This is a genomic window from Nocardia yunnanensis, from assembly GCF_003626895.1.
Classification (GTDB): domain Bacteria; phylum Actinomycetota; class Actinomycetes; order Mycobacteriales; family Mycobacteriaceae; genus Nocardia; species Nocardia yunnanensis.
Window position 1 is genome coordinate 3348565 of the sequence record NZ_CP032568.1, and the last position, 25217, is coordinate 3373781.

24 protein-coding genes are annotated in these 25217 nt (G+C 69.7%); 12 read left to right on the forward strand and 12 right to left on the reverse strand.

Going from position 1 to position 25217, the window contains the following annotated elements; genetic code table 11:
• Together D7D52_RS15505 and D7D52_RS15510 are read left to right on the forward strand one after the other, a co-directional pair.
• On the forward strand, positions 1-855 hold the full coding sequence (locus tag D7D52_RS15505) for a DNA-formamidopyrimidine glycosylase family protein (RefSeq protein WP_120737154.1): 855 nt from the start codon (positions 1-3) through the stop codon (positions 853-855).
• An 11-nt stretch (positions 856-866) separates the two neighbouring features.
• Positions 867-1451 (forward strand): Uma2 family endonuclease, encoded by a 585-nt coding sequence (locus tag D7D52_RS15510; protein WP_120744138.1) that lies wholly within the window; start codon positions 867-869, stop codon positions 1449-1451.
• A 1-nt stretch (position 1452) separates the two neighbouring features.
• On the opposite strand, the gene glpK is transcribed toward D7D52_RS15510, so the two are convergent.
• On the reverse strand, positions 1453-2949 hold the full coding sequence (gene glpK / locus D7D52_RS15515) for a glycerol kinase GlpK (protein ID WP_120737156.1): 1497 nt from the start codon (positions 2947-2949) through the stop codon (positions 1453-1455).
• Positions 2950-3031: 82 nt separating this feature from the next.
• Here glpK and glpD point away from each other — a divergent pair, with 82 nt between their 5' ends.
• On the forward strand, positions 3032-4780 hold the full coding sequence (gene glpD, locus D7D52_RS15520) for a glycerol-3-phosphate dehydrogenase (protein ID WP_120737158.1): 1749 nt from the start codon (positions 3032-3034) through the stop codon (positions 4778-4780).
• 37 nt (positions 4781-4817) lie between these two features.
• Here glpD and D7D52_RS15525 read toward each other — a convergent pair whose 3' ends face one another.
• From D7D52_RS15525 to D7D52_RS15540, 4 genes are all read right to left on the reverse strand, one after another.
• On the reverse strand, positions 4818-5999 hold the full coding sequence (locus tag D7D52_RS15525) for an aminotransferase-like domain-containing protein (RefSeq protein ID WP_120737160.1): 1182 nt from the start codon (positions 5997-5999) through the stop codon (positions 4818-4820).
• Positions 6000-6110: 111 nt separating this feature from the next.
• Positions 6111-7391 (reverse strand): DUF8176 domain-containing protein, encoded by a 1281-nt coding sequence (locus D7D52_RS15530; RefSeq protein ID WP_120737162.1) that lies wholly within the window; start codon positions 7389-7391, stop codon positions 6111-6113.
• Between the two features lie 102 nt (positions 7392-7493).
• On the reverse strand, positions 7494-8666 hold the full coding sequence (locus D7D52_RS15535; RefSeq protein ID WP_246023878.1) for a hypothetical protein: 1173 nt from the start codon (positions 8664-8666) through the stop codon (positions 7494-7496).
• A 207-nt stretch (positions 8667-8873) separates the two neighbouring features.
• Positions 8874-10277, reverse strand: coding sequence for an NAD(P)H-quinone dehydrogenase (locus D7D52_RS15540; protein WP_120737163.1), 1404 nt, complete (start codon positions 10275-10277; stop codon positions 8874-8876).
• Between the two features lie 343 nt (positions 10278-10620).
• Here D7D52_RS15540 and D7D52_RS15545 point away from each other — a divergent pair, with 343 nt between their 5' ends.
• Positions 10621-11100, forward strand: coding sequence for a gamma-glutamylcyclotransferase family protein (locus D7D52_RS15545; RefSeq protein WP_120744140.1), 480 nt, complete (start codon positions 10621-10623; stop codon positions 11098-11100).
• Between the two features lie 85 nt (positions 11101-11185).
• The gene (locus D7D52_RS15550; protein WP_120737165.1) at positions 11186-11599 is read left to right on the forward strand and encodes a PPOX class F420-dependent oxidoreductase; all 414 of its coding nucleotides are present in this window, start codon (positions 11186-11188) and stop codon (positions 11597-11599) included.
• 63 nt (positions 11600-11662) lie between these two features.
• Here the strand turns inward: D7D52_RS15550 and D7D52_RS15555 are convergent, their stop codons facing one another.
• From D7D52_RS15555 to D7D52_RS15565, 3 genes are all read right to left on the reverse strand, one after another.
• A complete protein-coding gene (locus tag D7D52_RS15555; RefSeq protein WP_246023879.1) occupies positions 11663-12832 on the reverse strand; it encodes a M20 family metallopeptidase in 1170 nt (389 codons plus the stop codon).
• 104 nt (positions 12833-12936) lie between these two features.
• Positions 12937-14166 carry a M20 family metallopeptidase gene (locus tag D7D52_RS15560; protein ID WP_425464635.1) on the reverse strand — a complete coding sequence of 410 codons (1230 nt, stop codon included), beginning with the start codon at positions 14164-14166 and terminating at the stop codon, positions 12937-12939.
• A gap of 214 nt (positions 14167-14380) precedes the next feature.
• Positions 14381-15085 (reverse strand): enoyl-CoA hydratase/isomerase family protein, encoded by a 705-nt coding sequence (locus D7D52_RS15565; protein ID WP_120737170.1) that lies wholly within the window; start codon positions 15083-15085, stop codon positions 14381-14383.
• Positions 15086-15233: 148 nt separating this feature from the next.
• On the opposite strand from D7D52_RS15565, the gene D7D52_RS15570 reads away from it, so the two are divergent.
• Positions 15234-16037 carry a purine-nucleoside phosphorylase gene (locus D7D52_RS15570; RefSeq protein ID WP_120744142.1) on the forward strand — a complete coding sequence of 268 codons (804 nt, stop codon included), beginning with the start codon at positions 15234-15236 and terminating at the stop codon, positions 16035-16037.
• Positions 16038-16039: 2 nt separating this feature from the next.
• Positions 16040-17545 (forward strand): phospho-sugar mutase, encoded by a 1506-nt coding sequence (locus D7D52_RS15575; RefSeq protein WP_120737172.1) that lies wholly within the window; start codon positions 16040-16042, stop codon positions 17543-17545.
• Positions 17546-17570: 25 nt separating this feature from the next.
• Here D7D52_RS15575 and upp read toward each other — a convergent pair whose 3' ends face one another.
• Complete coding sequence (gene upp, locus D7D52_RS15580) at positions 17571-18194, reverse strand: uracil phosphoribosyltransferase (protein WP_120737174.1); 624 nt, start codon at positions 18192-18194, stop codon at positions 17571-17573.
• 139 nt (positions 18195-18333) lie between these two features.
• Here upp and D7D52_RS15585 point away from each other — a divergent pair, with 139 nt between their 5' ends.
• From D7D52_RS15585 to D7D52_RS15605, 5 genes are all read left to right on the forward strand, one after another.
• Entirely contained in the window at positions 18334-18657 is a 324-nt protein-coding gene (locus D7D52_RS15585) for a type VII secretion target (protein WP_162958329.1), read from the forward strand.
• 196 nt (positions 18658-18853) lie between these two features.
• On the forward strand, positions 18854-20020 hold the full coding sequence (locus tag D7D52_RS15590) for a C40 family peptidase (protein ID WP_120737178.1): 1167 nt from the start codon (positions 18854-18856) through the stop codon (positions 20018-20020).
• Complete coding sequence (locus D7D52_RS15595) at positions 20017-20358, forward strand: hypothetical protein (RefSeq protein WP_120737180.1); 342 nt, start codon at positions 20017-20019, stop codon at positions 20356-20358. The genes D7D52_RS15590 and D7D52_RS15595 overlap by 4 nt, the downstream gene beginning before the upstream one ends.
• Positions 20359-20424: 66 nt before the next feature.
• Positions 20425-20769 (forward strand): YbaB/EbfC family nucleoid-associated protein, encoded by a 345-nt coding sequence (locus tag D7D52_RS15600; protein ID WP_120744143.1) that lies wholly within the window; start codon positions 20425-20427, stop codon positions 20767-20769.
• A gap of 26 nt (positions 20770-20795) precedes the next feature.
• The gene (locus tag D7D52_RS15605) at positions 20796-22043 is read left to right on the forward strand and encodes a primosomal protein (protein WP_120737182.1); all 1248 of its coding nucleotides are present in this window, start codon (positions 20796-20798) and stop codon (positions 22041-22043) included.
• A 59-nt stretch (positions 22044-22102) separates the two neighbouring features.
• Here the strand turns inward: D7D52_RS15605 and D7D52_RS15610 are convergent, their stop codons facing one another.
• From D7D52_RS15610 to D7D52_RS15620, 3 genes are all read right to left on the reverse strand, one after another.
• Complete coding sequence (locus D7D52_RS15610; protein WP_120737184.1) at positions 22103-23194, reverse strand: adenosine deaminase; 1092 nt, start codon at positions 23192-23194, stop codon at positions 22103-22105.
• Positions 23195-23313: 119 nt separating this feature from the next.
• Positions 23314-23667 carry an excalibur calcium-binding domain-containing protein gene (locus tag D7D52_RS15615; protein ID WP_246024003.1) on the reverse strand — a complete coding sequence of 118 codons (354 nt, stop codon included), beginning with the start codon at positions 23665-23667 and terminating at the stop codon, positions 23314-23316.
• A gap of 58 nt (positions 23668-23725) precedes the next feature.
• The gene (locus tag D7D52_RS15620) at positions 23726-25009 is read right to left on the reverse strand and encodes a thymidine phosphorylase (protein ID WP_120744144.1); all 1284 of its coding nucleotides are present in this window, start codon (positions 25007-25009) and stop codon (positions 23726-23728) included.
• Between the last annotated feature and the right edge of the window lie 208 nt (positions 25010-25217).

Sequence of the window (25217 nt, forward strand, 5' to 3'; positions counted from 1 at the left end):
ATGCCCGAAGGTGACACCGTCTTCCACGCCGCCGCCCGGCTTCGAAAAGCCTTGGCGGGCAAGACCCTCACCCGCAGCGACTTCCGCGTCCCCCGCTACGCCACCCTCGATGTGGCGGGCCAGGAGGTCGACAGTGTCGGCAGCTACGGCAAACACCTGTTCGTCCGCACCCCGGAGCTGAGCATCCACACCCACCTCAAAATGGAGGGCGTGTGGCGCGTCTACCAGCCCGGACAGCGTTGGACCAAGCCGGGTTTCACCGCCCGCCTGATCCTCGCCACCGCCGACGCCGAAGCCGTCGGCTTCTCCCTCGGCCTGGTCGAGGTCCTCCGTCGCGCCGACGAACACACCGCCACCGACCACCTCGGCCCCGACCTCCTCGGCCCGAACTGGGACCCCGCCGAAGCCGTCCGCCGCCTCTCCCGCAACCCCGCCCAACCCATCGGCCTGGCCCTCCTCGACCAAACCAACCTCGCCGGCCTCGGCAACATCTTCCGCACCGAGGTCTGCTTCCTCCACCGCACCCACCCCGCCACCCCCGTCGCCGCCGTCGACAACCTCCCCGCCCTCGTCGACACAGCCCACCGAATCCTCACCGAGGCGGCCCTCCACCCACCCCGCCGCCCCTTCGTCTACGGCCGCCCCCGCCAACCCTGCCCTCGCTGCCGCACCCCCCTCCAAGCCCGCCCCCTGACCGACCCCTCCCACCCCACCCACCCCGACCGCACCATCTACTTCTGCCCCCACTGCCAACCCCCACCCGACAGTGGGCTAGCGACTCGCGCGGTACCGCGGTCTGCTGTCAGTGAATTCGGTGTGTCGTGTGACAGACTTGGTTACGGTTCGTGCCCGTGAAGGGAGGAGTGATGAATCTCGTGACCTGGCCCGATCGGCTGTTGACGCTGGACGACTGGATCGCCCTCCCAGAGGACAACAGTCACAGGCTCGAGCTCGCCGAGGGGGTGTTGGTCGTTTCGCCGAGACCGGTTTCGAAGCATCAGCGCGCGGTCCTGCGGTTGGGGGCGCAGCTCGAAACGCAGCTACCGTCGACATTGGGAGTCCTACCCGAGGTCGAGCTCATCGTCGAACCCGGGACACCGCCGACCGTCCGGGTGCCCGACCTCTTGGTCGGCACCGATGCCGGCATCGAGGCAAATCTGCCACGGTGGGTACCGGGCGATGTTTGCCTTGTCGTCGAGATCCTGTCGGACGGAACCCGGCGGACGGACCGAGTCACCAAGTTCGCCGAATACGCCGAGGTGGGGATCGAGTACTACTGGCTGGTCGATCTGGATGAGCCGGTGAGCCTCACGGCTTTTCACCTGATCGGGGAGCACTACGAGAATGTCGGTGAGCACACGGATATCGCCGCCTTGGAGTTGAGCGGTGAGATTCTGACCATCGACCTCCCTGCCCTGACCGGCGGACGACCCGCCGGTCAAGGGGACTGATTCAGGCCCAGTTGTAGGTGCGTTCTACGGCCTTGTTCCATTCGGTGAGTAGGTGGGTGCGGGTGGTGGCCGTCATCGAGGGGGTCCAGCGTTTGTCTTCGGACCAGTTGGCGCGGATGTCGTCGGTGGAGGTCCAGTAGTCGACGGCGAGACCGGCGGCGTAGGCGGCGCCGAGGGCGGTGGTTTCGGTGATGACGGGGCGGACGACGGGGGCGTCGAGGATGTCGGACTGGAATTGCATGAGCAGGTCGTTGACTACCATGCCGCCGTCGACCTTCAGGGTGACCTTGTCGACGTCGAGGTGCTGGGCTTCGGAGTCGGCGCGCATGGCGTCGATGACCTCGCGAGTCTGGAAAGCGGTGGCTTCCAGGACGGCTCGGGCGAGGTGGCCCTTGTTGACGAAGCGGGTGAGGCCGGCGACGACGCCGCGGGCGTCGGGCCGCCAGCGTGGGGCGAACAGGCCGGAGAAGGCGGGGACGACGTAGGCGCCGCCGTTGTCGGCGACGGTGCGGGCCAGGGGCTCGATCTCGTCGGCGCTGGAGATGATGCCGAGGTTGTCGCGCAGCCATTGCACCAGGGAGCCGGTGACGGCGATGGAGCCTTCCAGGGCGTAGACGGCAGGCTCATCGCCGAGGCGATAGCAGACGGTGGTGAGCAGGCCGTGTTCGCTGAAGACCGGCGTGGTGCCGGTGTTCATGAGCATGAAATTGCCGGTGCCGTAGGTGTTCTTGGTGTCGCCGGGTGACAGGCAGGCCTGGCCGAAGGTGGCGGCCTGCTGGTCGCCGAGAATGCCCGCGACGGGGACACCGGCCAGCGGGCCGTGGGTGATGTCGGCGTAAATCTCGGAGCTGCTGCGGATTTCGGGCAGCAGCGACATGGGGATCCCGAAGTCGGCGCAGATCTCCGGATCCCATTGCAGCGTGCGCAGATCCATCAGCATGGTGCGCGAGGCATTGGTGACGTCGGTGATGTGCTGCCCGGTGAGATTCCACAGCACCCAGGTGTCCATGGTTCCGAAGCACAGCTCCCCCGCCTCGGCGCGCTCGCGCGCCCCGGGCACCCGGTCGAGAATCCACCGCAGTTTGGGTCCCGCGAAGTAGGTGGACAGCGGCAGGCCGGTGCGGTCGGCGTAGCGGGCGGGCCCCTGGTCACCGGCGAGTTCCACGGTGAGATCGGCGGTCCGCACGTCCTGCCAGACGATGGCGTGGTGGATGGGCTTGCCGGTGGCCCGCTCCCACACCACGGTGGTCTCGCGCTGGTTGGTGATGCCGACGGCCGCCACCTCGGCGGCCCCGATATCGCAGCCGCGCAGGGCCTGGGCGATCACCGATTCGGTGTTGCGCCAAATGGTTTGGGGATCGTGCTCGACCCATCCGGGTTGCGGGAAGAGTTGTTCGTGTTCCCGTTGGGCGACTCCGGCGATTCGGCCCTGATGATCGAAGACGATGCAGCGACTGGACGTCGTGCCCTGATCGATGGCGGCCACATAGCGACGCATGGCTCGAGGCTAACCGACGCCTCGGGTTACTGTGGGTACCGTAGCCCGAGGTAGCCCAAAAGTAGCTCCGGAGGAGTCGAGTATGACGAAGCAGCAGCGATCGCAGTTCCTCGGCCCCGAGCAGCGGGAGGCTGCCTGGGCACAGCTGGGGAAGGACACCTTCGACGTCATCGTGATCGGCGGCGGCGTGGTCGGCGCGGGCATCGCCCTGGACGCCGCCACCCGCGGTCTCGAGGTCGCCCTGATCGAGGCCCGCGATCTGGCCTCGGGCACTTCCAGCCGGTCCTCGAAGATGTTCCACGGCGGCCTGCGCTACCTGGAGATGATGGAGTTCGGCCTGGTCCGCGAGGCGCTCAAGGAACGCGAGCTGGCGCTGTCCACGCTGGCCCCGCACCTGGTCAAGCCGCTGCGCTTCCTCTACCCGCTCAGCCACTACGTCTGGGAGCGCCCGTACGTGGCCGCCGGGCTGACCCTCTACGACACCATGGGCGGTGCGAAATCCGTTCCCGGGCAGCATCATCTGACCAAATCGGCGGCCATGCGGCTCGCGCCGGGCCTGAAGAACGGCGTCCTGACCGGCGGCCTCACCTACTACGACACGGTCGTCGACGACGCCCGCCACACCATGACCGTGGCCCGCACGGCCGCCAACTACGGCGCGGTGGTGCGCACCTCGACCCAGGTGGTCGGCTTCCTGTGCGAGGCGGACCGGGTGGTCGGGGTGAAGGTGCGCGACAGCGAGGACGGCCGCACCGGCGAGATTCGCGGCAGCGTGGTCATCAATGCCACCGGCGTCTGGACCGACGAGATTCAGGCTATCGCCGGGCAACGCGGCCGCTTCCATGTGCGCGCCTCCAAGGGCGTGCACATCGTGGTGCCGCGCGACCGCATCGCCAGCGACACCTCGATCATCCTGCGCACCGAGAAGTCGGTGCTGTTCGTGATCGCGTGGAGCACCGACCACTGGATCATCGGCACCACCGACACCGACTGGAATCTCGATCTGGCGCATCCGGCGGCCACCAAATCCGATATCGACTACCTGCTCGAACACATCAACAAGGTGCTGGTCACCCCGCTCACCCACGACGACATCACCGGCGTCTACGCGGGCCTGCGCCCGCTGCTGGCCGGGGAGAGCGACCAGACCTCCAAACTGTCGCGCGAGCATGCCGTGGCCCGCATCGCGCCCGGCCTGGTCGCCATCGCGGGCGGCAAGTACACCACCTACCGGGTGATGGCCTACGACGCGGTCGACGAAGCGGCACAGGACATTCCGCGCCGGGTACCGCCGACGGTCACCGAGAAGGTGCCGCTGCTGGGCGCGGACGGCTACCACGCGCTGATGAACCAGACCCCGCACCTGGCCGAGAAGTACGGCGTGCACCCGTACCGAATCCAGCACCTGCTCAACCGGTACGGCTCGCTCATCGACGAGGTGCTCGGCCTGGCCGACGGCAATCCCGAACTGCTGCAGCCGATCACGGATTCCCCCGGCTATCTGCGAGTGGAGGCGGTGTACGCGGCCGCGGCCGAGGGCGCGCTGCACCTCGACGACATCCTGGCGCGGCGCACTCGCATCTCCATCGAATACGCCCACCGCGGAGCCGATTCCGCCGACGAGGTGGCGCGGCTGGTGGCGCCGGTGCTGGGCTGGTCGGAGAGCGATATCGCCCGCGAGGTCGCCGTCTACACCGCGCGCGTCAAGGCCGAGATCGAATCCCAGACCCAGCCCGACGACGCCGGGGCCGACGCCCTGCGGCTGGAGGCCCCGGAGGCGCGCCGGGAAGTGCTGGGCCCGGTCCCGCGCAGCCAGCCCGAATCCGTCTGAGCCATCACCGGATTCGCACGGATCGGATTCGCACCGATCAGACGCCGCCGTGGGCCTTGGCCAGCCGGTCCACGGCTTCGGTCAGGGTGGCCGCGTCGGAGGTGGTGAAGCACAGCCGCATCGAGCGCGTGTAGTCGGTGGAGACGGCGAAGGCGTTGCCGGGCACGTAGGCGACGCCCGCGTCGAGAGCGCGCGGCAGCAGGGCGGCGGTGTCGGTGCCGTCGGTGAAATCGACCCAGACGAACATGCCGCCGGCGGGGTCGGTGCTGACGATGCGGTCACCGAAACGCGCTCGCATCGCGCCGACCAGGGCGCCGGCCCGGGCGCCGTAGACCTCGCGGACGGTGTCCACATGCCCGGCCAGCCAGTCGGTGTCGGCCAGCAGTTCGGCGGTGATCTGCTGGGTCAGCGCCGAACCGCACAGGTCCGCACCCTGTTTCAGCAGTTCGACGGCCCGGCACACCGGGGCGGGGGCGATCATCCAGCCCGCCCGCAGCGTGGGAGCCAGGATCTTGGAGGCGCTGGAGAGGCGAATCACGTTGGGCGAGTAGGTCGCCACCGGCGCGGGCGACGGGCGCTCGAACCAGAGTTCGCCGTACGGGTCGTCCTCGATGATCCAGAAGCCGTACCGCTCCGCGAGATTCGCCAGTTCCCGGCGGCGCTGCGGGGCGAGGGTGACCCCGCCCGGATTGTGGAAGTTGCTCACCGTGTGCACGACCGCGGGGCGTTCCCCGGCCTCCAGCAGTGTGCGCAGCGCGTCCAGCCGCATGCCCTCGGAATCCAGTGGGACGGCGACGATTCGGGCTCCCGCCGCCCGGAACACCTGCAGCGCACCGACATACGCGGGATCCTCGACGATCACCAGCGCGCCGGGATCCAGCAGCACCTCCGACAGCAGCGACAGCGCCTGCTGGGAGCCGTGGGTCACGAAGATCTCCTCGACCGCCACCGCGCGCCCGAGTCGCCCGGACTCGCGCACGGCCAGCACCTCGCGCAGCGGACCCCAGCCCGGCGACTCGGTGTACTGCAGCCGGGAGCGGTCGGACAGGGCCGCGTCGGCGGCGGCCGCGATGCGATCGCGCGGCATCAGCTCGGCGTCCGGCAAACCTCCGGCCAAGCCTATGATGTCCGCCCGCGAGGTGAGCTTGAGCAGGTCACGGATCGCCGAGCTCTGCAGGCCGTCGAGGCGGCGGGCGAGCGGCGGGAAGGTCGCGGACATGAAACACCTCCGAGGGAAACGCCGGGGTATGCGAAACTCCACCATGTCACAGCGCGACCAGGATATGAAATCCGATTCCCAATATATGGGAATCAGATCGCGGGGTGCGAGCTATTCGATCGACTGGATGAGGTGCCTGCCGTCCCGCTCCACCGTGGTCACCCGCTCGGTGTAGACCTCCGTGGTGCCGTCGGCCCGATGCTCGGTGATGTCCACATCGTGGAAGGTCTGCACCTGATCCGGGCTCTTGCCGGTCTCGACGATCTTGAGGCAGTAGGTGGTGCCCGGCTTGAGCGGATCGATGCCCTTCTGCTGGATCACGTCCGCGGGCATCACCGTGGTCGAGTCCGGCACCACGAAGCCGCGCGCCTTCACCCCGCTGCGCTCGACGTAGAAGGCGTGCTCGAAACCGAGGATGGCGTCCACCCCGCTCCCGGTGCCGCCCTCACCGTTGCCGATGGTGAGCGCGCCGTCGCGGCGGGCCGGGCAGCTCAGCGCGGCCGCCGTCGGGGACACCGCGGCCTTGCCGGTGGTGGTCGCCCCGGCCGTCGGGGCGTCGTCCTTGCCGCCGCGCATGACCGCGAGCGCCACCAGCCCGATCACCAGCACCAGCACCGCCGCCCCGGCCCCGATCGCCGCGACCTTGCGCCACGATCGCGGCTCCTCCGGCTTGGCCTGCGGCAGCGGGGTTTTCGGCGGGGTCAGCGCCTTCACGATGGGATCGTCGGCCCACGACAGCGACTCGCCCTGCGGCGCATCGGATTCCGGCGGCGTGGGCGGGAAGCCGCTGGGCGCGGAACGCCACCACGAATCCGGCGCCCCGGCCGCATTCCCCGCCCCGGCCATGCCATTGCCCGCGCCGGCGGCGGCACCGCCGGCGTTCGCGCCCGGCGAATTCGCTTCGGCGGCGGCCTGATCGCCGCCCGGCGCGGCCTGCTGCGCGTTGCCGGGGACGGATTGCGACCCGCCAGGCGGAATTCTGACGGTCTGTTCGACGTCGGCCGCACTCGCGGCGGGCCCGGCGCTCTCCACGGGCGGAAATTGGCCCGTGGCCATGCCATTGCCGTCCGCGGGATGACCGACCGGCGGGTACTGCCCGGTCGGATACTGCACCGGGTACTGCCCGGTCGTCGGGGTCCACGCGTCCGGCGCCCGATACTGCGGCGGGGCCCCGGCGGGCCGCCACCCCACATCCGGCCCCTGCGGCCCGGGCGCGGGACTCCAGCCCGGCGCGGCGGCGGCCGGGGTGGGACCGAAATCACCGAGCGCGGGCCCGAAATCGTTGAGGGAGGGACCGAAGCCGCCGAGCGCGGGCCCGAATTCGGACTCGGGCGCGGCCGGCTCGGTCTCCTCGGGTTCGGGACGGTCGGATTCGTCGTTACCGGAAGCCATCACCCGTCCTTTCGCCACATGCGCGTGGGGCGGTCGCTCCCGACCGCCCCACGCGACGACACCGCTCCTACCGGCACGATCACCGGTTCCCCTACGCTCGCGTCAGTACTGGACCGACTGGCCGACCTGGGCCGTCACACCACCGATGTCGACCGACTGCGACGGCCGCTCACCTTCGGGGAGCTTACCAATCTGCGCCGCGGCCTCCAGGACCGTGGCGCCGCCCGGGAGCAGTCGAATGAAGTTCTCGGCGTCGGCCTTGGCCGCGTTGGCCGCGGCCGTGTCCAGCACGAACTCCGTCTTCTGGTCGTTGTCCGGGCCGCTGCCCGCGAACGCCGTCACCTTGATCTGGTTGACCGTCGTGAAGTCCAGCGACATGCCGGCCTCACCGATCCCGCCGGGCGTGGTGTAGCCGATGGTGCCGACGTACCCGTCCAGGTTGCTGAAGTGGTGGGTGTTGGCGGCCCAGCCCGGCAGCACCGCGCCACCGTCGAGGTTGACCCCGAACTCGGTGTGCGGACCGGTCATCGCCACGACCGGCGCGGCCGGGGCGGTGTCGATGGCGGGCGACTGCCAGCGCGGCTGCTGCTGCGGGGCGGTCGCACCCGGCTGACCGGTGATGGTGTCGACCGACGGATCCTGCTGCGGGGTGTTCACGGCCGGCTGCGCGGTCCGGTCGTTCGGCTTGACCGGCTGCTGCTGCCCCGGCGTGGCCGACTGACCCGGCGTGGCCGCCTGATCCGGCGTGGCCGGCGCGACCACCGCGGGCTGGGTGGACTGACCCGGCACCGGCAGCGGCGCGACGCGCGGCACGGTCACACCCGGCTGCGGCTTGATCGTCTTGGGCTGCGCGGGCTGCGAGTTGGTGCCCGCCGGCTGCGCGTTCGGATCGTTCGGCTTGGGGGTCGCCGGATCCGACTTCGGGCCGGTGCCCTCGGGCTGGGTGGCGCCCTGCGGCTGACCCGGATCCGGCTGCGGCGCAGTGGTGTCCGGCGTGGTGGGCGCGGTCACGCCCGGCTGGGTCTGCTGCGGCTTGGTGGTGCCCGGCTGCGTGTTCTCCGGCTTGGGCGCGGGCACGACCTGCGCCTTCGCGTCCGGCGCCGGCGTCTCGGTGGTCGGCTGCGCCGGGTCGGGCTGCTGCTGATCGGCCGGGACCGCACCCGGATCGGCGGGCGCGGCGTTGGCGGGCGCGGACAGCAGCGACACCACCGCGGCCGCACCGGCCAGCGTCAGGGAGGTGCTCGCCTTGATCCGACTCGGCTTGCGGTGCTTCACGTTTCGCTCAATTCCTTCGTCCCTCGGCAGCACGATCGCTCCGGGCATCGAAGAGCCTCGCCGCGGAGGGGAATTGAGAGCCCCCGCTGCGTAACGCTCGCGACCGCCCTGCCGATCGCTTCCGCCGCGAACTTAATCACAAGGGAGACAAGGCAGCAAGACGGGCTGGTAACAAAGCGCGGAATTCGCGTGCGAAAAGCGTTGCGGCTAGTCCAGATCGTCGTGCCGCATGAGCTGACGCGCCGCCTCCGTCACCGATCCGGTCAGCGAGGGATACACCGAGAACGTCTGCGCCAGATCGTTCACCGTCAGGTTGTTCTGCACCGCGAGCGCGATCGGCAGAATCAGCTCCGAGGCGATCGGGGCCACCACCACGCCGCCGATCACCACACCGGTGGCGGGACGGCAGAAGATCTTCACGAAACCCCGTCGCAGGCCCGACATCTTGGCGCGCGGGTTGGTGTTCAACGGCAGCATGACCGTGCGCGCGGGGGTCTCCCCGTTGTCGATGGCGGTCTGCGAGACGCCGACGGTCGCGATCTCCGGGCGCGTGAACACCGCGGACGCAACGGTCTTGAGCCGAATCGGCTGCACGCCCTCGCCGAGCGCGTGGTACATGGCGATGCGGCCCTGCATGGCGGCCACCGAGGCCAGCGGCAGCAGGCCGGTGCAGTCGCCCGCGGCGTACACGCCGGTCGCGGTGGTCCGCGACACCCGATCCACCCGCAGGTAACCGCCCTTGTCGAGTTGGATGCCGAGCCGATCCAGGCCCAGCCCTTCGGTGTTCGGGACCGAGCCGACGGTCATCAGCGCATGGGTGCCGGTGACGGTGCGGCCGTCGGACAGCTTCACCACGATGCCCTCGGCGGTGCGCTCCACCGCGTCGGCGCGCGCGTGCTTGACCAGTTCCACGCCGCGCTCGGCGAGCGCGTCCTCGAGCACCAGCGCGGCATCGGCGTCCTCGCCGGGCAGCACGCGGTCGCGGCTGGAGACCAATTTCACGCTCACGCCCATCTCGGTATAGGCGGAGACGAATTCGGCGCCGGTCACACCCGAGCCGACGACGACCAGCGTCTCGGGCAGCTCCTTGAGGTCATAGAGCTGGCGCCAGTTCAGGATTCGCTCGCCGTCGGGTTCCGCGCCGGGCAGCACGCGCGGGCTGGCGCCGGTGGCGATCAGCACCACCTCGGCCTCGACGACCCGCTGCTGGCCGTCGGCGAGCGTGGCCTTGACCAGGTGGGTGGCCAGGCCCGGCGCCTGGTCGATGAGCTCGCCGTACCCGGACAATACGGTGACGCCGGCGGTCTGCAGCTTGGTGCGAATATCGGAGGACTGGGCCTGGGCGAGGGCCTTCACGCGCGAGTTCACCTCGGCCAGACGCACCTGCGCCTGCGAGGGATGCACGGTGATGCCCAGGTCACGGGCGCGGCGCAGATCGGTGCGCACGCCGGTGGAGGCGATGAAGGTCTTGGACGGCACGCAATCCCACAGCACGCACGCGCCGCCGATGCCGTCACTGTCGATCAGCGTGACCGGCGCACCGTGCTGTGCCGCCACCAGCGCCGCTTCGTAACCGGCGGGGCCGCCACCGATGATCGCAATGCGGGTCATTGTTCCTCCGCGTTCAACTCCGGCCCGGGATCTCCGACGCCATCCCTAACGTTATCCGCCCTGTTCCAGACCCCGCCGACCGCGTCGACCGACGAGTCGGCGACACTCGCGACCCGTTAGCCACGTTTTCGCCCGCGTTTGTGACATCACACACAGGGTCCGCGGCCGTCTCGATTCTGGACTGACGGAGCGGGGGAGCGAAGCGGAGGAGCGGAGGAGGGAAGAATCGAGACTTCGGGGCCGCGGACCAGGCCCGGAGCGCAGCGTAGGGCCAATCGGACACAGCACCGCCTTGTGACGGGATCGGGGATGGTCTCGCCGGATTGTTCGATAGGCTTCTATGGTGCCGATTTACGCCGCCTATGGGTCCAACATGGATCCCGAGCAGATGCTCAAGCGCTGTCCGCACTCCCCCGTGTACGGAACCGGCTGGCTGGAAGGGTGGCGACTCACCTTCGCCGGAGACGACATCGGCTGGGAGGGACCGCTGGCGACGGTGGTCGAAGAAGCCGGGCAACGGGTCTTCGTGGTGCTCTACGACGTTCCCAGCGAGGACGAGCTGAGTCTCGACCGCTGGGAGGGTTCGGACTTCGGCATCCACAAGAAGATCCGCCTGCGCGTCACCCCCAATTCGGGCCCCGGCACCGAGCCGGTGCTGGCCTGGCTCTACGTGCTCGACGCCTACGAGGGCGGGCTGCCCTCGGCCCGCTATCTGGGCGTCATCGCGGATGCCGCCGAGAAGGCCGGTGCGCCAAGCGATTACACGCATGCCCTGCGCACCCGCAACAGCAAGAACGTGGGCCCGGGGACCTTCGGGCCGTAGCGGATCGCGCCGGGCCGGAAGATTCGGCGCGGCGCCGCTGTTGCGGGACAGGAAACGATCTTTCGATCTCTCCGAGAGGAACCCGATGCCCGCCAAGCCCGTGCCCGCACCGATCGCCGAATTCCTGTCCAAGCCCAATCCGGCGGTGTTCGCCTCGAATCGTCCCGACGGCCAGCCGGTGTCGGTGGCCACCTGGTACCTGTACGAGGATGGCCGAATCCTGGTGAACCTGGCCGACTTCCGCAAGCGCCTGGACTACCTGCGCGAGGATCCGCGCATCAGCCTGACCGTGCTCGCGGACGGCAACTGGTACAGCCACGTCAGCATTCAGGGCCGCGTCGTCTCCCTGGAGAACGACCCGGACTCCTCGGTCATCGACCGCATCGCCCAGCACTACATCGGCAGCGACTACGGCGTGCGCGACCAGAAGCGCGTGAGCGCCTGGATCGAGATCGACCGCTGGCACGCCTGGGGCGATATCGCCGAGAAGGCGAAGTAGCGCACCAGAACATGAAGCCGGGCCGCACCTTTCGGTGCGGCCCGGCTTTTTCGTCGGCTCGGCTCAGCGCGCGTTCAGCACGATATTGGTGAAGATCCGCACCCCCGCGGCCAGCGCGCGCTCGTCGAGGTCGAAGGTCGGCTGATGCAGGTCGAGCTGCTCGCCCTGACCGGACCAGACGCCCAGGCGCGCCATGGCCCCGGGCACCTCCTCGAGGTACCACGAGAAGTCCTCGCCGCCGCCGGACTGCTGGGTGTCGGCGAGCGCGTCGGGACCCAGGGCGCGAATCGCGTCCTCGAACATGCGCACGGCCTGCTCGTCGTTGACGACCGGCGGCACCCCGCGCTTGTAGTTGAGCTGATAGCGCACACCCGTCGGCGCCAGCAGGCCCTCGACGATCTCGCGGACCATCGGCTCGAGCAGCGACCAGGTGGCGTGATCGCCGGTGCGGACGGTGCCGGTGAGCATGCCGGTCTGCGGAATCGCGTTGGGCGCCTTGCCCGCCGACACCGCGCCCCACACCATGACGGTGCTGGTGCGCGGATCGATGCGACGCGAGAGCAGGCCCGGCAGGCCGGTGATGACGGTGCCCATGGCGTAGACCAGATCGCTGGTCAGGTGCGGCCGGGAGGTGTGACCGCCGGGCGAGTCCAGCACCAGCTCCACGGTGTCGGCGGCCGAGGTGATGGGACCGACCCGGAGGCCGACCCGGCCCACCTCCAGGCGCGGATCGCAGTGCAGCGCGAACATGCGCGAGACGTCCTCCATGGCGCCCGCGGCGACCATGTCGATGGCGCCGCCGGGCATGACCTCCTCGGCGTGCTGGAAGACCAGCCGCACACCGACCGGAAGGTCCGGGATCTCGGCCAGCGCCAAGGCGGTACCGAGCAGGATGGTGGTGTGCGCGTCGTGCCCGCAGGCGTGCGAGACGCCCGGCACGGTGGAGGCGAACGGTAAGCCGGTGTACTCCTGCAGCGGCAGCGCGTCCATGTCCGCGCGCAGGCCGATGCGGGGGGTGTCCGGGCCGATGTCACAGATCAGGCCGGTGCCGCTCGGTAGCTTGCGCGGTTCGAGACCCGCCTTGACCAGCCAGGACTCCACGAATTCGGTGGTGCCGAACTCGGTGCGGGACAGTTCGGGATTGGCGTGGATGTGCCGCCGCCACGCCGTGAGATCGTCCGCGTGCTCCGCGAGCCAGGCTTCGACCATCTCGTGTCCGGAAGCCGGTTCCATCGCGACGTCCGTCGCGGCACCTACCGACGGACGCGCACAGATAGAACCTCTGGAAAGCCCGGGTTCGATACCGCGAGCGGATCCGCCGGCATGGCCGGTTGTGCTCACCGAATGTCCTCCTGTCGCTGAAACTGCCGTTGCATGACTCGTTCCGACAACCTGTCCCTGTGCACTTTGTCGCCTGCGATGTGTATCGCGGTGCGGGCCAACGCCGTTGCCCCGTCCAGCACCGCACGATCGGCCGAGGCGTTCACCGCGGCCGCCGCGAAGGCGGGCTGGTGGGTCACCGCGCCCCCGGCATCGATGCCGATGACCGGGTGGATGCCGGCGATGACGTTGGTGACATTGCCCATATCCGTACTGCCCAGTGGCCGGGCCGCCTCGAATTCCGGGGCGATGGGCACGCGTCCGAGGTCTCGGATCTGCTCGCGATAGGCACACAGTAGTGCGCTGTCGGGAGTGAGCTCGGTATATGTCGGCGCGAGCTTCCGGATTTCGTGGGTGCATCCGGTGGCCAGGGCGCCGGCCTCGAAACATGCCGATGCTCGTTGCATCAGATCGTCGAGGGCCGCGGAGTCGACCGCACGTAGGTAATACAGCAGTTCCGCGTAGCCGGGCACGATGTTCGGGGCCACGCCGCCCGAGCCGACTATACCGTGGAGTTGCTGTCCGGGCCGGAGATGTTGCCGCAGCAATCCCAAAGCAACTTGCGCGACGGTCACGGCGTCGAGGGCGTTTCGCCCATGGTGCGGTGCGGCGCTGGCATGCGATTCGCGACCGTGGAAAACCACCGACACATCCGCGAGCGCGAGCGAGTGCGCGCCGGCGATGTCCTCCGGACCCGGATGGACCATGAGCGCCATGGCGAGATCGTCGAAGACGCCGCGCTCGAGCATGAGCACCTTGCCGCCGCCGGATTCCTCGGCGGGCGTGCCGAGCAGTTTCACGGTGATGTCGCAGGCGTCGGCGACCGCGGCCAGGCCCAGGGCCGCGCCGACACTCGAGGCGGCGATGACGTTGTGGCCGCAGGCATGACCGATTTCCGGCAGTGCGTCGTATTCCGCAAAAATACCGACTACTAGGTCTCCACTGCCGTATTCGGCGGTGAATGCCGTGGGCAGATCCGCGACCCCGGTTTCGATCTTGAATCCGTGCTCGCGCAAAGGCTCGATTGCCTTTGCGACGCTGCGAAATTCCTCGAATGCGAGTTCGGGCTCGGAATGAATGTCGTGCGAGAGCGCGAGCAATCGCTCGCGGTGGGTCGCGATCGCGGCGTCGACCTCGGCGAGGAGCAGCGGATCAGCTGGTGCGAGGGCAGCATTCGATGTCGGCACGGCATCATCCCCATGCCGACCGATCGGTTTGCGAAGAGTGCGTTCATCGCCGTTGCGCGACGGTTGCATCCCAACAGTCTCGCACTACCGTGCCGATCTGTCGCACGAGGTCGGCCGGAAATCTTTCGGCGGATCGGGATATCGCCGAAGACGAGGGGATATTCGGGGGCCGACCCGGAATCTCGGAAAGAAAATCGTCGGCCCCGACCTGGAACTAGGGGTTGAACGCCAGGTTTTCCGGGGTGGTCTTCACGGCCAGGCCCGCGAGGGCGTTCTGATGCAGGGCGCGCTTGATGACCGGCAGGTTGGGCTTGCGATTGCCCTTGAGCATGTCGGCGCGTGCGATGGCGGTGGCCAGCAACGCATCGGCATCCGCCTTGCCGTCCACGATGCCGGCGGCGATGGCGTCGTCGGCGGCATAGCGGCGGCCGGTGGTCATGGCCTCCACCGCCACCTGGTTGGTGAGGCGGTTGGTCAGCAGCGCGTTCATGGCGACCGTGAACGGCATGCCCAGGTGCACCTCGGGCAGGCACCAGAAACCGCGGTCGGCGCGCATGACCCGGAAGTCGCAGGAGGTGGCCAGCATGGCGCCGGCGCCGAAGGCGTGGCCGTTGACCGCGGCGACCGTCGGCAGCGCGAAGGTCAGCAGGCGGCTGTAGAGCGAGTGGACGCGGTCGAGGTACCAGCAGTTCTTGTCGAAGTTGCCGAACAGCCAATCGGTGTCGAGGCCATTGGAGAAGAACTTGCCGTTGGCGGTGACCACCAGCGCGGCCGGACCCTCGGACGCCTCGACCTCGTCGAGCAGGGCGTGCACCTCGGTGATCCAGTCGGGGTGGAAGCGGTTCTCGCTGTCGATGGTTTGGCCCTCGGCGCCGAGGTACAGCACGAACACGTCGCCATCACGCTTCAAATACGGCATGCGTGCAGCGTAGCGGGGGCACACAGCGATACCTACTCGCGGGTAGGGATAACCGGCGGGACACGAACGAGGGAGACAAACAGTATGAAAACGGCAGGTCCGAGCCGCGCACAGGCGCGAGTGATCGCCTAGGACTAGGGTGGGCGACATGCTGGCCGAGAGAACTGCGGGCGGGGTTTCCGAACTAGCCGCCGAAGCCATCGCAGAACGAACGGGTGTGCGCACGCACCGCGTCGCAGTGGTGCTGGGGTCCGGCTGGCAGCAGGCCGCCGCCGAGATCGGCGAGCCTGCCGCCTCCGTTCCCATGGCCGAGGTGCCGGGGTTCGAAACGCCTACGGCGCAAGGACATCAGGGCACCATTCACTCGGTGGTCGTCGGTGACGCGCCGGTGCTGTTGCTCATGGGCCGTCAGCATCTCTACGAGGGCCACGCCCCCGGGCAGGTCGTGCACAACGTCCGCACCGCGCTGGCCGCGGGCGCGGAGACCGTGCTGCTGACCAACGCCGCCGGCGGCATTCGCGAGGACCTGTCGGTGGGCGAGGCGGTGCTCATCAGCGACCACCTCAACCTGACCGGCCGCACGCCCCTCGAGGGCGCGAACTTCGTGGACCTGGTCGATGCCTGGGATCCCGAATTGCGGGCGCTGGCACGGGAAGTCGACCCCGGCCTGACCGAGGGCGTGTACGCGGGCCTGACCGGACCGCAGTACGAGACCCCCGCCGAGATCCGCATGCTGCGCACTCTGGGCGCGGACCTGGTCGGCATGTCCACCGTGCTCGAGGCCATCGCCTGCCGGGAGGGCGGCGCGAAGGTGCTGGGCATCTCGCTGGTGACCAATCTGGCCGCCGGCGTCACCGGCGCGCACCTCTCGCACGCCGAGGTGCTGGCCGAAGGCCACGCCGCCGCACCGCGATTGGGCAAACTGCTGCGCGGCGTGCTGGAACGCCTGTAGGCATGCTGCGCTTCGGAACCGCCGGGCTGCGCGGACCGCTGCAGGACGGCCCCGACGGCATGAACGTCGACACCGTCGCGCGCGCCTCCGCGGGCATCGCGGCCTGGCTGCGCGATCGCTGCCTGGGCGGCGGGCTGATCGTGGTCGGCCGCGACGCCCGCCACGGCTCCGCCGAATTCGCCGTGGCCACCGCGGAAGTCTTCACCGCGGCGGGCTTCTCGGTGCTGGAGCTGCCCCGGCCGCTGCCCACCCCCGTGCTGGCGTTCGCGGTGCGCGAGCTGAAAGCCATTGCGGGAGTGCAGATCACCGCCTCCCACAATCCGGCCACCGACAACGGCTACAAGGTCTACCTCGACGGCGGATCGCAGCTCGTCCCGCCCGCGGACGCGGAGATCGAACGCTGCATCGACGCGGTGGCGCCGCCGATTCCGCGAAAGTCGCTGGGCAAACTCGATATCGAGGCCGGCCAGGCGATCGTGGCGGACTATCTCACCCGCCTGTCGCGGCTGCCGGCGCTGATCGGCGGTGACGGTCCGCGCGCGCCGATCCGGATCGTGCTGACCGCCATGCACGGTGTCGGCGGCGAACTGGCCGTCGCGGCGCTGCGCAGCGCCGGATTCGACGAAGTGCTGGTCGTCTCCGAACAATTCGCGCCGGACCCGGACTTCCCCACCGTGGCCTTCCCAAATCCGGAGGAGCCCGGCGCGGCGGATCTCCTGCTGGGACTGGCGGAACGGCTCGACGCCGATCTGGCCATCGCCCTCGATCCGGACGCCGATCGATGCGCGCTCGGCGTGCGCGGCCCGGACGGCTGGCGCATGCTGCGCGGCGACGAAACCGGCGTGCTGCTGGGCGATTTCGTCCTGCGCACCGCGCCCGCGGACGCGCTGGTGGCCACCACGATCGTGTCCTCGCGCCTGCTGAGCAAACTGGCCCCGGCGCGCGGGGCGCGCTACGCGGAGACGCTCACCGGGTTCAAATGGCTGGCCCGCGCGGGCGAGGGACTGGTGTACGCGTACGAGGAGGCCATCGGGCACTGCGTCGATCCGGCGGCCGTGCGGGACAAGGACGGGATCTCGGCGGCGGTCGTGGCGGCGGACCTGGTGGCGCAGGCCAAGGCTCGGGACCGGACCGTGCTGGAGCTGCTCGACGATCTCGCCGTGGAGTTCGGCGTGCACGCCGGGGATCAGGTATCGCTGCGGCTGGCGGACGTGAGCGAGGCCGCGGCCGTGGTGGCGCGACTGCGCTCGCAGCCGCCGGCCGAGATCGCCGGAGAGGCCGTGACCTGTACCGACATGGCGCAGCTGCGCGGTCGAATGCGCACGGACGCACTGGTTTTCGAGGGGGCGACGGTACGGCTGGTGATCCGGCCGTCGGGCACCGAGCCGAAGCTCAAGTGCTATCTGGAAACCGTGGTGCCCGTCGCCGACCGGGACGGACTCGCGGACGCGAAGGCCGCTGCCGCGCAACGGCTCTCCGAGATCCGGGACTTCTGCGAAAAGCTCTGAGCGCCGGCAGCGGCGCCGACAGCGTTCAGCGTGGGCCGAACTGGCGATCGCCCGCGTCGCCGAGGCCGGGCACGATGTAGGCGTCGGAGTTGAGGCCGCGGTCCACCGACGCGGTGACCAGTCGCACGGCATGACCCGACTTCTCCAGGGCGGCAATGCCTTCCGGCGCGGCGACCACACAGAGCACGGTGATGTCGCGGGCCTTGCGCCCCGCCAGCAGATCCAGGGTGTAGACCATGGAGCCGCCGGTGGCGAGCATGGGATCCAGCACGATCACCGGGGTGCTGGACAGATCGTCGGGCAGCGACTCCATGTAGGGGGTCGGCTGATGGGTCTCCTCGTCGCGAGCCACCCCGACGAAGCCGATGCGGGCATCCGGGATCAGGTTCTCGGCGGTCTCCACCATGCCCAGCCCGGCGCGCAGCACCGGCACCAGCAACGGCGGAGCATTCAGCCGCGTCCCCTCCGCCGCCGCCACCGGTGTGGCGATGGGAAACCGCTCCACGGGCGCGTCCCGCATGGCCTCGTAGACCAGGATCCCGGTCAGATCCCGCAGTGCCGCCCGGAAGGTCGGATTGGTGGTGCGGGCATCTCGCATGGTGGTCAGCAAAGCGGCAGCGAGCGGATGGTCCACGACGAGAGTGCGCATACGAGAACCTTAAGTCAGCAGCGCCCGCCGACATCCCCGCCCACCGGAATTCCCCCGCCCCCGGAACCACCCGGATCCCGCGCGCGTCCAAACCCCTACAACCGAAAACCATCCCGCGACCGGCATGAAGGGGGCATTCATGCACCGCATTTCCGTTCACCCGTCCGGCCTCGCCGCCTCCGCGGCGATCACCGGCCGCCTTTCCGGCGATCTCGCCGACCTGACCGCCCGCGCCGCGGCCGCCGCCCCCGAGCTACTCGCGTCCGCCTTCGGTCCGATCGGCGCGGACTTCTCGGCCGCCTACGCGGCGGCCCACGCCACGCATCTGGGCGCTCTCGCCGAGCTGTCGGCGGCCTTCGCGGGCATCGGAACGGCGAGCGACGAGGCCGCCTCCGCGTTCGTCACGCAGGACGCGGCGTATGCGGCCGCCGTGCGCGCGACCGGCACGGAGTTGCGCGCATGAATACCGCACGCTCCTCGCACGGTTCGCGGAATTCCGGTGCGGGTTCGTGGGATCGCGGTGTGCCTTCGGCGGACAGGCACCGCGCACCGCTGCCGGGCTGCCGGCGCAGACCACGGCCGCACGCGTTCCCCTGCGACAGCCTCGACGGTACGGGAAATACGCTGCGCCGCAATGCCACTCGTCAGCGGGAGGACGGATGAGCGGTGACATGGACACGACCGCGCTGGCCAGCCCGATCACCGCTCTGCTCGCCGGTTTCGGGCCGGGCGGCGCGCACACCGCGAGCGAGGTGTTGCGCGAGACATCGGCGGCCGTGGACGCGGTGCACGCGGCCAGCCGGGCGAATGTGGATCGGATGTACGAGGCGTGGCGCGGGCGGGCCGGCGACGCCGCGATGGACGCCGCCTTGCGCGGGCAGACCACGGCCGCAACGTCTTCCGATCGGGGGCGGGCCATGGCCGACGTGCTCGAGCGGGCGGACGCGGAGGTCGCGGCCGGGCGCGCGGAGTTGGCGGAGATCCTGCGGTCGTTCCGGGCGGAGGCCGACGGGCTCACGACCGGCGGTCTCACCCCGGCGGGGACGGCCGCGCTGGTCGAGTCGGCGATCGCTCACCTCGGGCGAGCGGTGCGGGTCGCGGAACGGGTTCGCGCCGAACTCGATTCCGAGACCGCGGCGATGAACGAACTGGCCGAACCGATTCCCGCGCCCGGCGTCCCGGCCGCCGGACCCGGCGAGATCGCGACGGCTCCCGCGACGGCGAACACACCGGCCGACAACGGGATCCACCTCGCGAGCGCGACGACCGGAGGCGGACTCACCACCGGCGGCGCGGCGATCGGGTCGGGACTGGCGGCGGTTTCCGGCCCCGGATCGGGCGGCGGCCTGCGGACCGTTCCGGCGTCGGTCACCACACCGAGAACGCCGGATCGCGCTCACGAATCGACCGTGACGCGACCGCAGGGCGGCGGGGTGCGGCTGACCCTGCCGGACGGCAGCACGGTCGAAGCGCCCAATCAGCGAGCGGCGGATGCCGTGCGCAATGCGTTGAGCCAGGTCGGGACGCCGTACGTGTGGGGCGGGGAGACGCCCGGGGTGGGGATGGACTGCAGCGGTCTGACACAGTGGGCGTACGCGCAAGCCGGTGTCTCGCTGCCGCGGCTGGCGCAGGAGCAGGGGTTCGGGCACCAAAGGATCGGTCCAGGGGACTTGATGCCTGGGGATCTGGCGGTGTGGGACGGCCACGTGGCCATGGTGATCGGGAACGGCCGGCTGGTCGAGGCCGGTGATCCCGTGCAGATCGGACCGATACGAACGGAGAACTCGGGCATGCGGTTCCTCGGTTTCTACAGGCCCACCTCATGAGCGGGGCGGAGTTGCCGCCGGTGGCCACGGCGGCGTCGAGCAACAGGTCGGGCACGGTGACGGTGCGGGCCACCGATCAGGGCATGCCGGTGGAGATCCAGTTCGAGCGCGGCGAATACCGCTACGGGGCACAGGCTCTCGCGGACGAGATCCTGCGGCTGACCAAGCGGTCGGCCATCGTGGCCCGGTCGCGGCGGCGCGAACAGCTGGCCGAGGCGGGAGTGCCGGCGGATCTGCTGGATCGGCTGGGTCTGCCCACCCGGCAGGCGGCGGTGGACGAGCTGGATCGGCTCGACGAGGCCGACACCGGCCAGACCAGTTGGCTGCGCCCATCGTGAACACGGCCATCGAAACGGTTGGGACAGCGCCGCATGGGTGCGCGGCCGTGCCGGAAGGAGCTCGCAATGAGTGCTGAGATGGATGCGCTGCTGGGTCGCGTGAACGACCAGCTGGCCACGCTGGAATCGACCCTGCACGGATTATCCCAGGTGCGGGCGCGTTTCACCGCCGAGGATCGCTCGGTCACCGCCGAGGTGGACGCGGAGGGCGCACTCACCGGGCTATGGCTGGCCGAATCTGCGACCACGCGCTCACCGGCGGAGGTCTCCCGCCTGATCCTGTGGGCCTGCCAGCAGGCGGCCATGGCGGCGACGACCCAGCGCGCCCGAATCGTCGCGGGTTTGAACGAGTCCCTGACTCCCGCCCCAGACATTTCGGGAAGCCTTGGGGGCAGCCCGGATAGTGCCTGACGCGACGACTGGATAGGCTTCCGGTCATGGCTTCTGGAGACATCGTCCCGATCGCGCTCGGCCTGACCAAAGGCGATCTTGTCACCCTCTGGGCACCCCGCTGGCGAGACGGTGACGATGAGTGGCAGGCATTCCTCGGTCACGAGGAAGACCTCTACGGTTTCGAGTCCGTCGCGGAGCTGGCGGCGTTCATTCGCACCAACTCCGACAACGATCTGGTCGATCATCCAGCCTGGAAGATCATCGCCGGATTGTCGGCGGCCGAATTGGAGCCGGAGGAGCAGTACGTCTTCGATCTGGTCGGCGTGCCCGAGCTGGCCGCCGACGACCCGGACCCGGAGGTGGTCTCCGAACTCGAGGAGACCCTCGAGATGGTCCGCAATATCGGTGACGTCTGCGAACTGGACGCGGTCACCAAGTTCTTCGGCTCGCATCCGGTGCTGGGCGCGCTGCCCGGCGGGGTGAGCGCCTTCGCGGGCCGCGAGGGCGAGGAGCTGTGGGACCAGATCGGCGCAGCCATCGCCAAGGACTGGGAAGCGGTCATCGACGCCATCGACTCGGTGGTGACGATTCCGGACGTGGACGCCGACGCGGTCTCGGTCGCGGAGGCGGAACTGCTTGCGGCGCAGGAGAACATCGTCGACGCCGAGGACGCCGCCGAGAGCGACGACGACGAGATCGAGCCCGTCGATCTGGACGAGGACGACGAGGAAGAGGACGAGGAGCTGTCCTTCTGGCACGAGGTCGGCATCGACCCGGTGCAGATCGTCACCTCCGACGGCACCTTCTTCACGCTGCGCTGCTATGTCGACGACGAGCCCATCTTCCTGGGCAAGGACGGCAGCATCACGGTTTTCGGCTCCGAGCGCGCGCTGGCCCGCTATCTGGCCGACGACCACGACCACGATCTGTCGCGGGTCAGCACCTACGGCGAGGTCCAGACCGCGGCCGTGGACGGCTCGCTGGAGGTGGAGGTGGACGAGGAGAACGTCTACGTGCTGCCCGGCCTGTCGGAGGATCTGGCCACCGGGCCCAAGGCCGTGGACACCGATCAGCTCGATCTGGCGGTCGAATTGTTCACCGACGCCGCCGATTACGCCGAGGACGACTCGGTCGAGTCGGCGCTGGCGGTCTCCACTCCCCTGGGCTGGTACGTCTCCTACCTGCTCAACCCGGACCCGACCCGGATGGCCCCCAACCCGCCCTTCGAGGCGGAGTCGGAAGCCTGGCGGGCGCTGGAGTCGACCTTCGAGGCGCGCCTCCAGAAGGCGTAATCCACACCACGATTCGGGCCGCACCGGCAGGTGCGGCCCGAATCTTTTTCCGCGGCAAGCTATCCCAGCAGCACCGCGTAGCCCGGTTTGATCACCTCGTCGATCAGCCGCAGCCGCTCCGGGAACGGGATGAACGCCGACTTCATGGCATTGATGGTGAAGCGCTCCAGATCCGTCCAGCCGTAGCCGAACGTCTCGGCCAGCTTGAGCATCTCGTTGCTCATGGTGGTGTCGCTCATCAACCGGTTGTCGGTATTGACGGTGACGCGGAAGCGCAGCCGCGCCAGCACGTCGAACGGATGCTTGTCTATGGAGGGCACCGCGCCGGTCTGCACATTGGAGGACGGACACAACTCCAGCGGAATCCGCATGTCGCGCACGTAGTTCGCGACGACGCCGAGCTTGGGCCCGTCGGCGGAGTCGGTGATGTCGTCGGTGATGCGCACGCCGTGGCCCAGCCGCTCGCAGCCGCAGAACGCGACCGCCTCGTGAATGGACGGCAGGCCGAAGGCCTCACCGGCGTGAATCGTGAAGTGCGCCAGGTTGGCTCGCATGTAGTCGAAGGCGTCGAGGTGGCGGCTGGGCGGGTAGCCGGCCTCCGCGCCGGCGATGTCGAAGCCGCCGACGCCGCGGTCGCGCCAGCGCACGGTGAGTTCGGCGATCTCGCGGGAGCGGGCGGCGTGCCGCATGGCGGTCAGCAGGCAGACCATGCGGATGGGGGTGCCGGCGGCCGCGGCGGCGGCTTCGCCCTCCCGGAATCCGGCGATGGTGTGCTCGACCACCTCGTCGAGGGTAAGCCCGGCCTCGAGGTGCTGTTCGGGCGCGAACCGCACCTCGGCGTAGACGACACCGTCGGCGGCGAGGTCCTCGGCGCATTCGCGGGCCACCCGGCGCAGGCCCTCGGGGGTCTGCATGACGGCGACGGTGTGCGCGAAGGTCTCCAGATAGCGTTCCAGCGAGCCGCTGTCGGCCGCGTCGCGGAACCAGGCGGCCAGGGATTCGGCGTCGCTTGCCGGTAGCTGGTCGTAGCCGATGGCGGTGGCCAGTTCCAGGACGGTCGCGGGGCGCAGCCCGCCGTCCAGGTGATCGTGCAGGACCGCCTTGGGAGCCTGGCGGATCGAGGCGAGAGTGAGGGGCGTCGGTCCAGTCATGTAGCAACGTTAGCCGCATTCCTGTTCTGCGGCAGGCTGGTTGAGGCGAGTCACCCGATAGTTCGGAATGTCGTTGCCCTCACGTTGCTGCCGGGCACGATCTCGTCACCCGGCCGCCACTACCGCTCGCAGGCCACACCCTTGCCGTCCGGATCCAGCAGCACCGAATATCCCGGCTGCCCCAGATAGATCGGGCCGCCGCCATGCGACCACACCTGCTCGCAGCTGGTGTAGAGCGGCGTCTGCTTGGCTTTGGGACTCGCGCTCGGCGGACCGGCATCGCCGCGGGCCAGCGAGTTCGGTTCGTAACTCGGCCCGGAATCGCCGCCCCCGGCGTTCTCCCCCGGCACGGCTCGCGCGACCGCGACCGGCGACCACCCGGCCGGCGCGACCACCCCCAGGGGCATGACGATGCCGAAAACACCCAGTGCGGCGAGGGCGGCGGCCCGGCCCCGGAAATCAGTTCTACGCATCACGATTCCAGGCTAGGCCCGCTTGCCGAGAACCCGTCGAGGCCGCTGGCGCCTCCGGTCAGGCAGTGATGCGATCGAGGATGAGCGGGAGGTGTTCCGGGTCGGCGTCGGCGATGGTGAACGCGTCCGCCAGCAGCTCGAGCGCGGGCGCGAAGGCGTCGGGCGTATCGGTGTGCAGGGTCAGCAGCGGTTGCCCCGCCGAGATGGAATCGCCTGGCTTGGCGTGCATTTCGATGCCGGCGCCCGCCTGCACCGGATCGCTCTGGCGGGCGCGGCCCGCGCCCAGCCGCCAGGCGGCCAGGCCGACGTCGAGCGCGTCCAGCCGAGTGAGCGTGCCGCCGACGGGCGCGCGCAGGGTTTCGGTGTGCCGCGCCTGCGGCAGGGGTGCGTCCGGGTCGCCGCCCTGGGCGCGCACCATGGCCCGCCACTGGTCCATGGCCCGGCCGTCGGCGAGCGCGTCGGCCGGATCGATATCGTCGATTCCGGCCTGGGCCAGCATTTCCCGGGCCAGGGCGAGGGTGAGGTCGACCACGTCGGCGGGGCCGCCGCCGGCCAGCACGTCCAGGGATTCGCAGACTTCCAGCGCGTTGCCGGCGGTGTGGCCCAGCGGGGTGTCCATGGCGGTGAGCAGGGCCACGGTGCGCACGCCCGCGTCGGTGCCGAGTTCGACCATGGCGGTGGCGAGTTCGCGCGCCTGCGCGAGTTCCTTCAGGAAGGCCCCGCGCCCGACCTTCACGTCCAGCACCAGCGCCCCGGTGCCCTCGGCGATCTTCTTGCTCATGATGGAGCTGGCGATCAGGGGGATGGATTCGACGGTCCCGGTCACGTCACGCAGTGCGTACAGGCGTTTGTCGGCGGGGGCGAGATCCGCGCCGGCCGCGCACACGACCGCCCCGATCTTCGGATCCGCCAGCAGTTCCCGCATGCGCGCGACCGGGAGATCGGCCTGCCAGCCGGGAATGGCCTCGAGTTTGTCGAGAGTGCCGCCGGTATGGCCCAATCCGCGCCCGGACAGCTGCGGCACCGCGGCACCGCAGGCGGCGACCAGCGGCGAGAGCGGCAGCGTGATCTTGTCCCCGACGCCGCCGGTGGAGTGTTTGTCCACGGTGGGCCGTCCGAGACCGCTGAAGTCGAGACGCTGCCCGGAGTCGATCATGGCCCGCGTCCAGCGGGCGGTCTCGTGCCGGGTCATGCCGCGCCACACGATGGCCATGGCCAGCGCGGCCATCTGCTCGTCGGCGACCTCGCCGCGGGTGAACGCGTCCACCACCCAATCGATCTGCGCGTCGCTGAGCTGGCCACCGTCCCGCTTGGCCCGAATCACGTCCACCGCCGAGTGCACCGTCACGACCTCCACCCTGGCACAGCTCGCGGAACGCGGCACGTGACCGCGCGGCCCCGTCATTCCGGCGTGCTTCTGGCCGGAATCCACGAAAGGCGGTGATGCGCTGCGGGTATGGATCCCGGCCAAGGACACGCCGGGATGACGAGGCTGGACCTACCCAGGGGATGACGAGGCTGGACCTACCCAGGGGATGACGAGGCTGGAC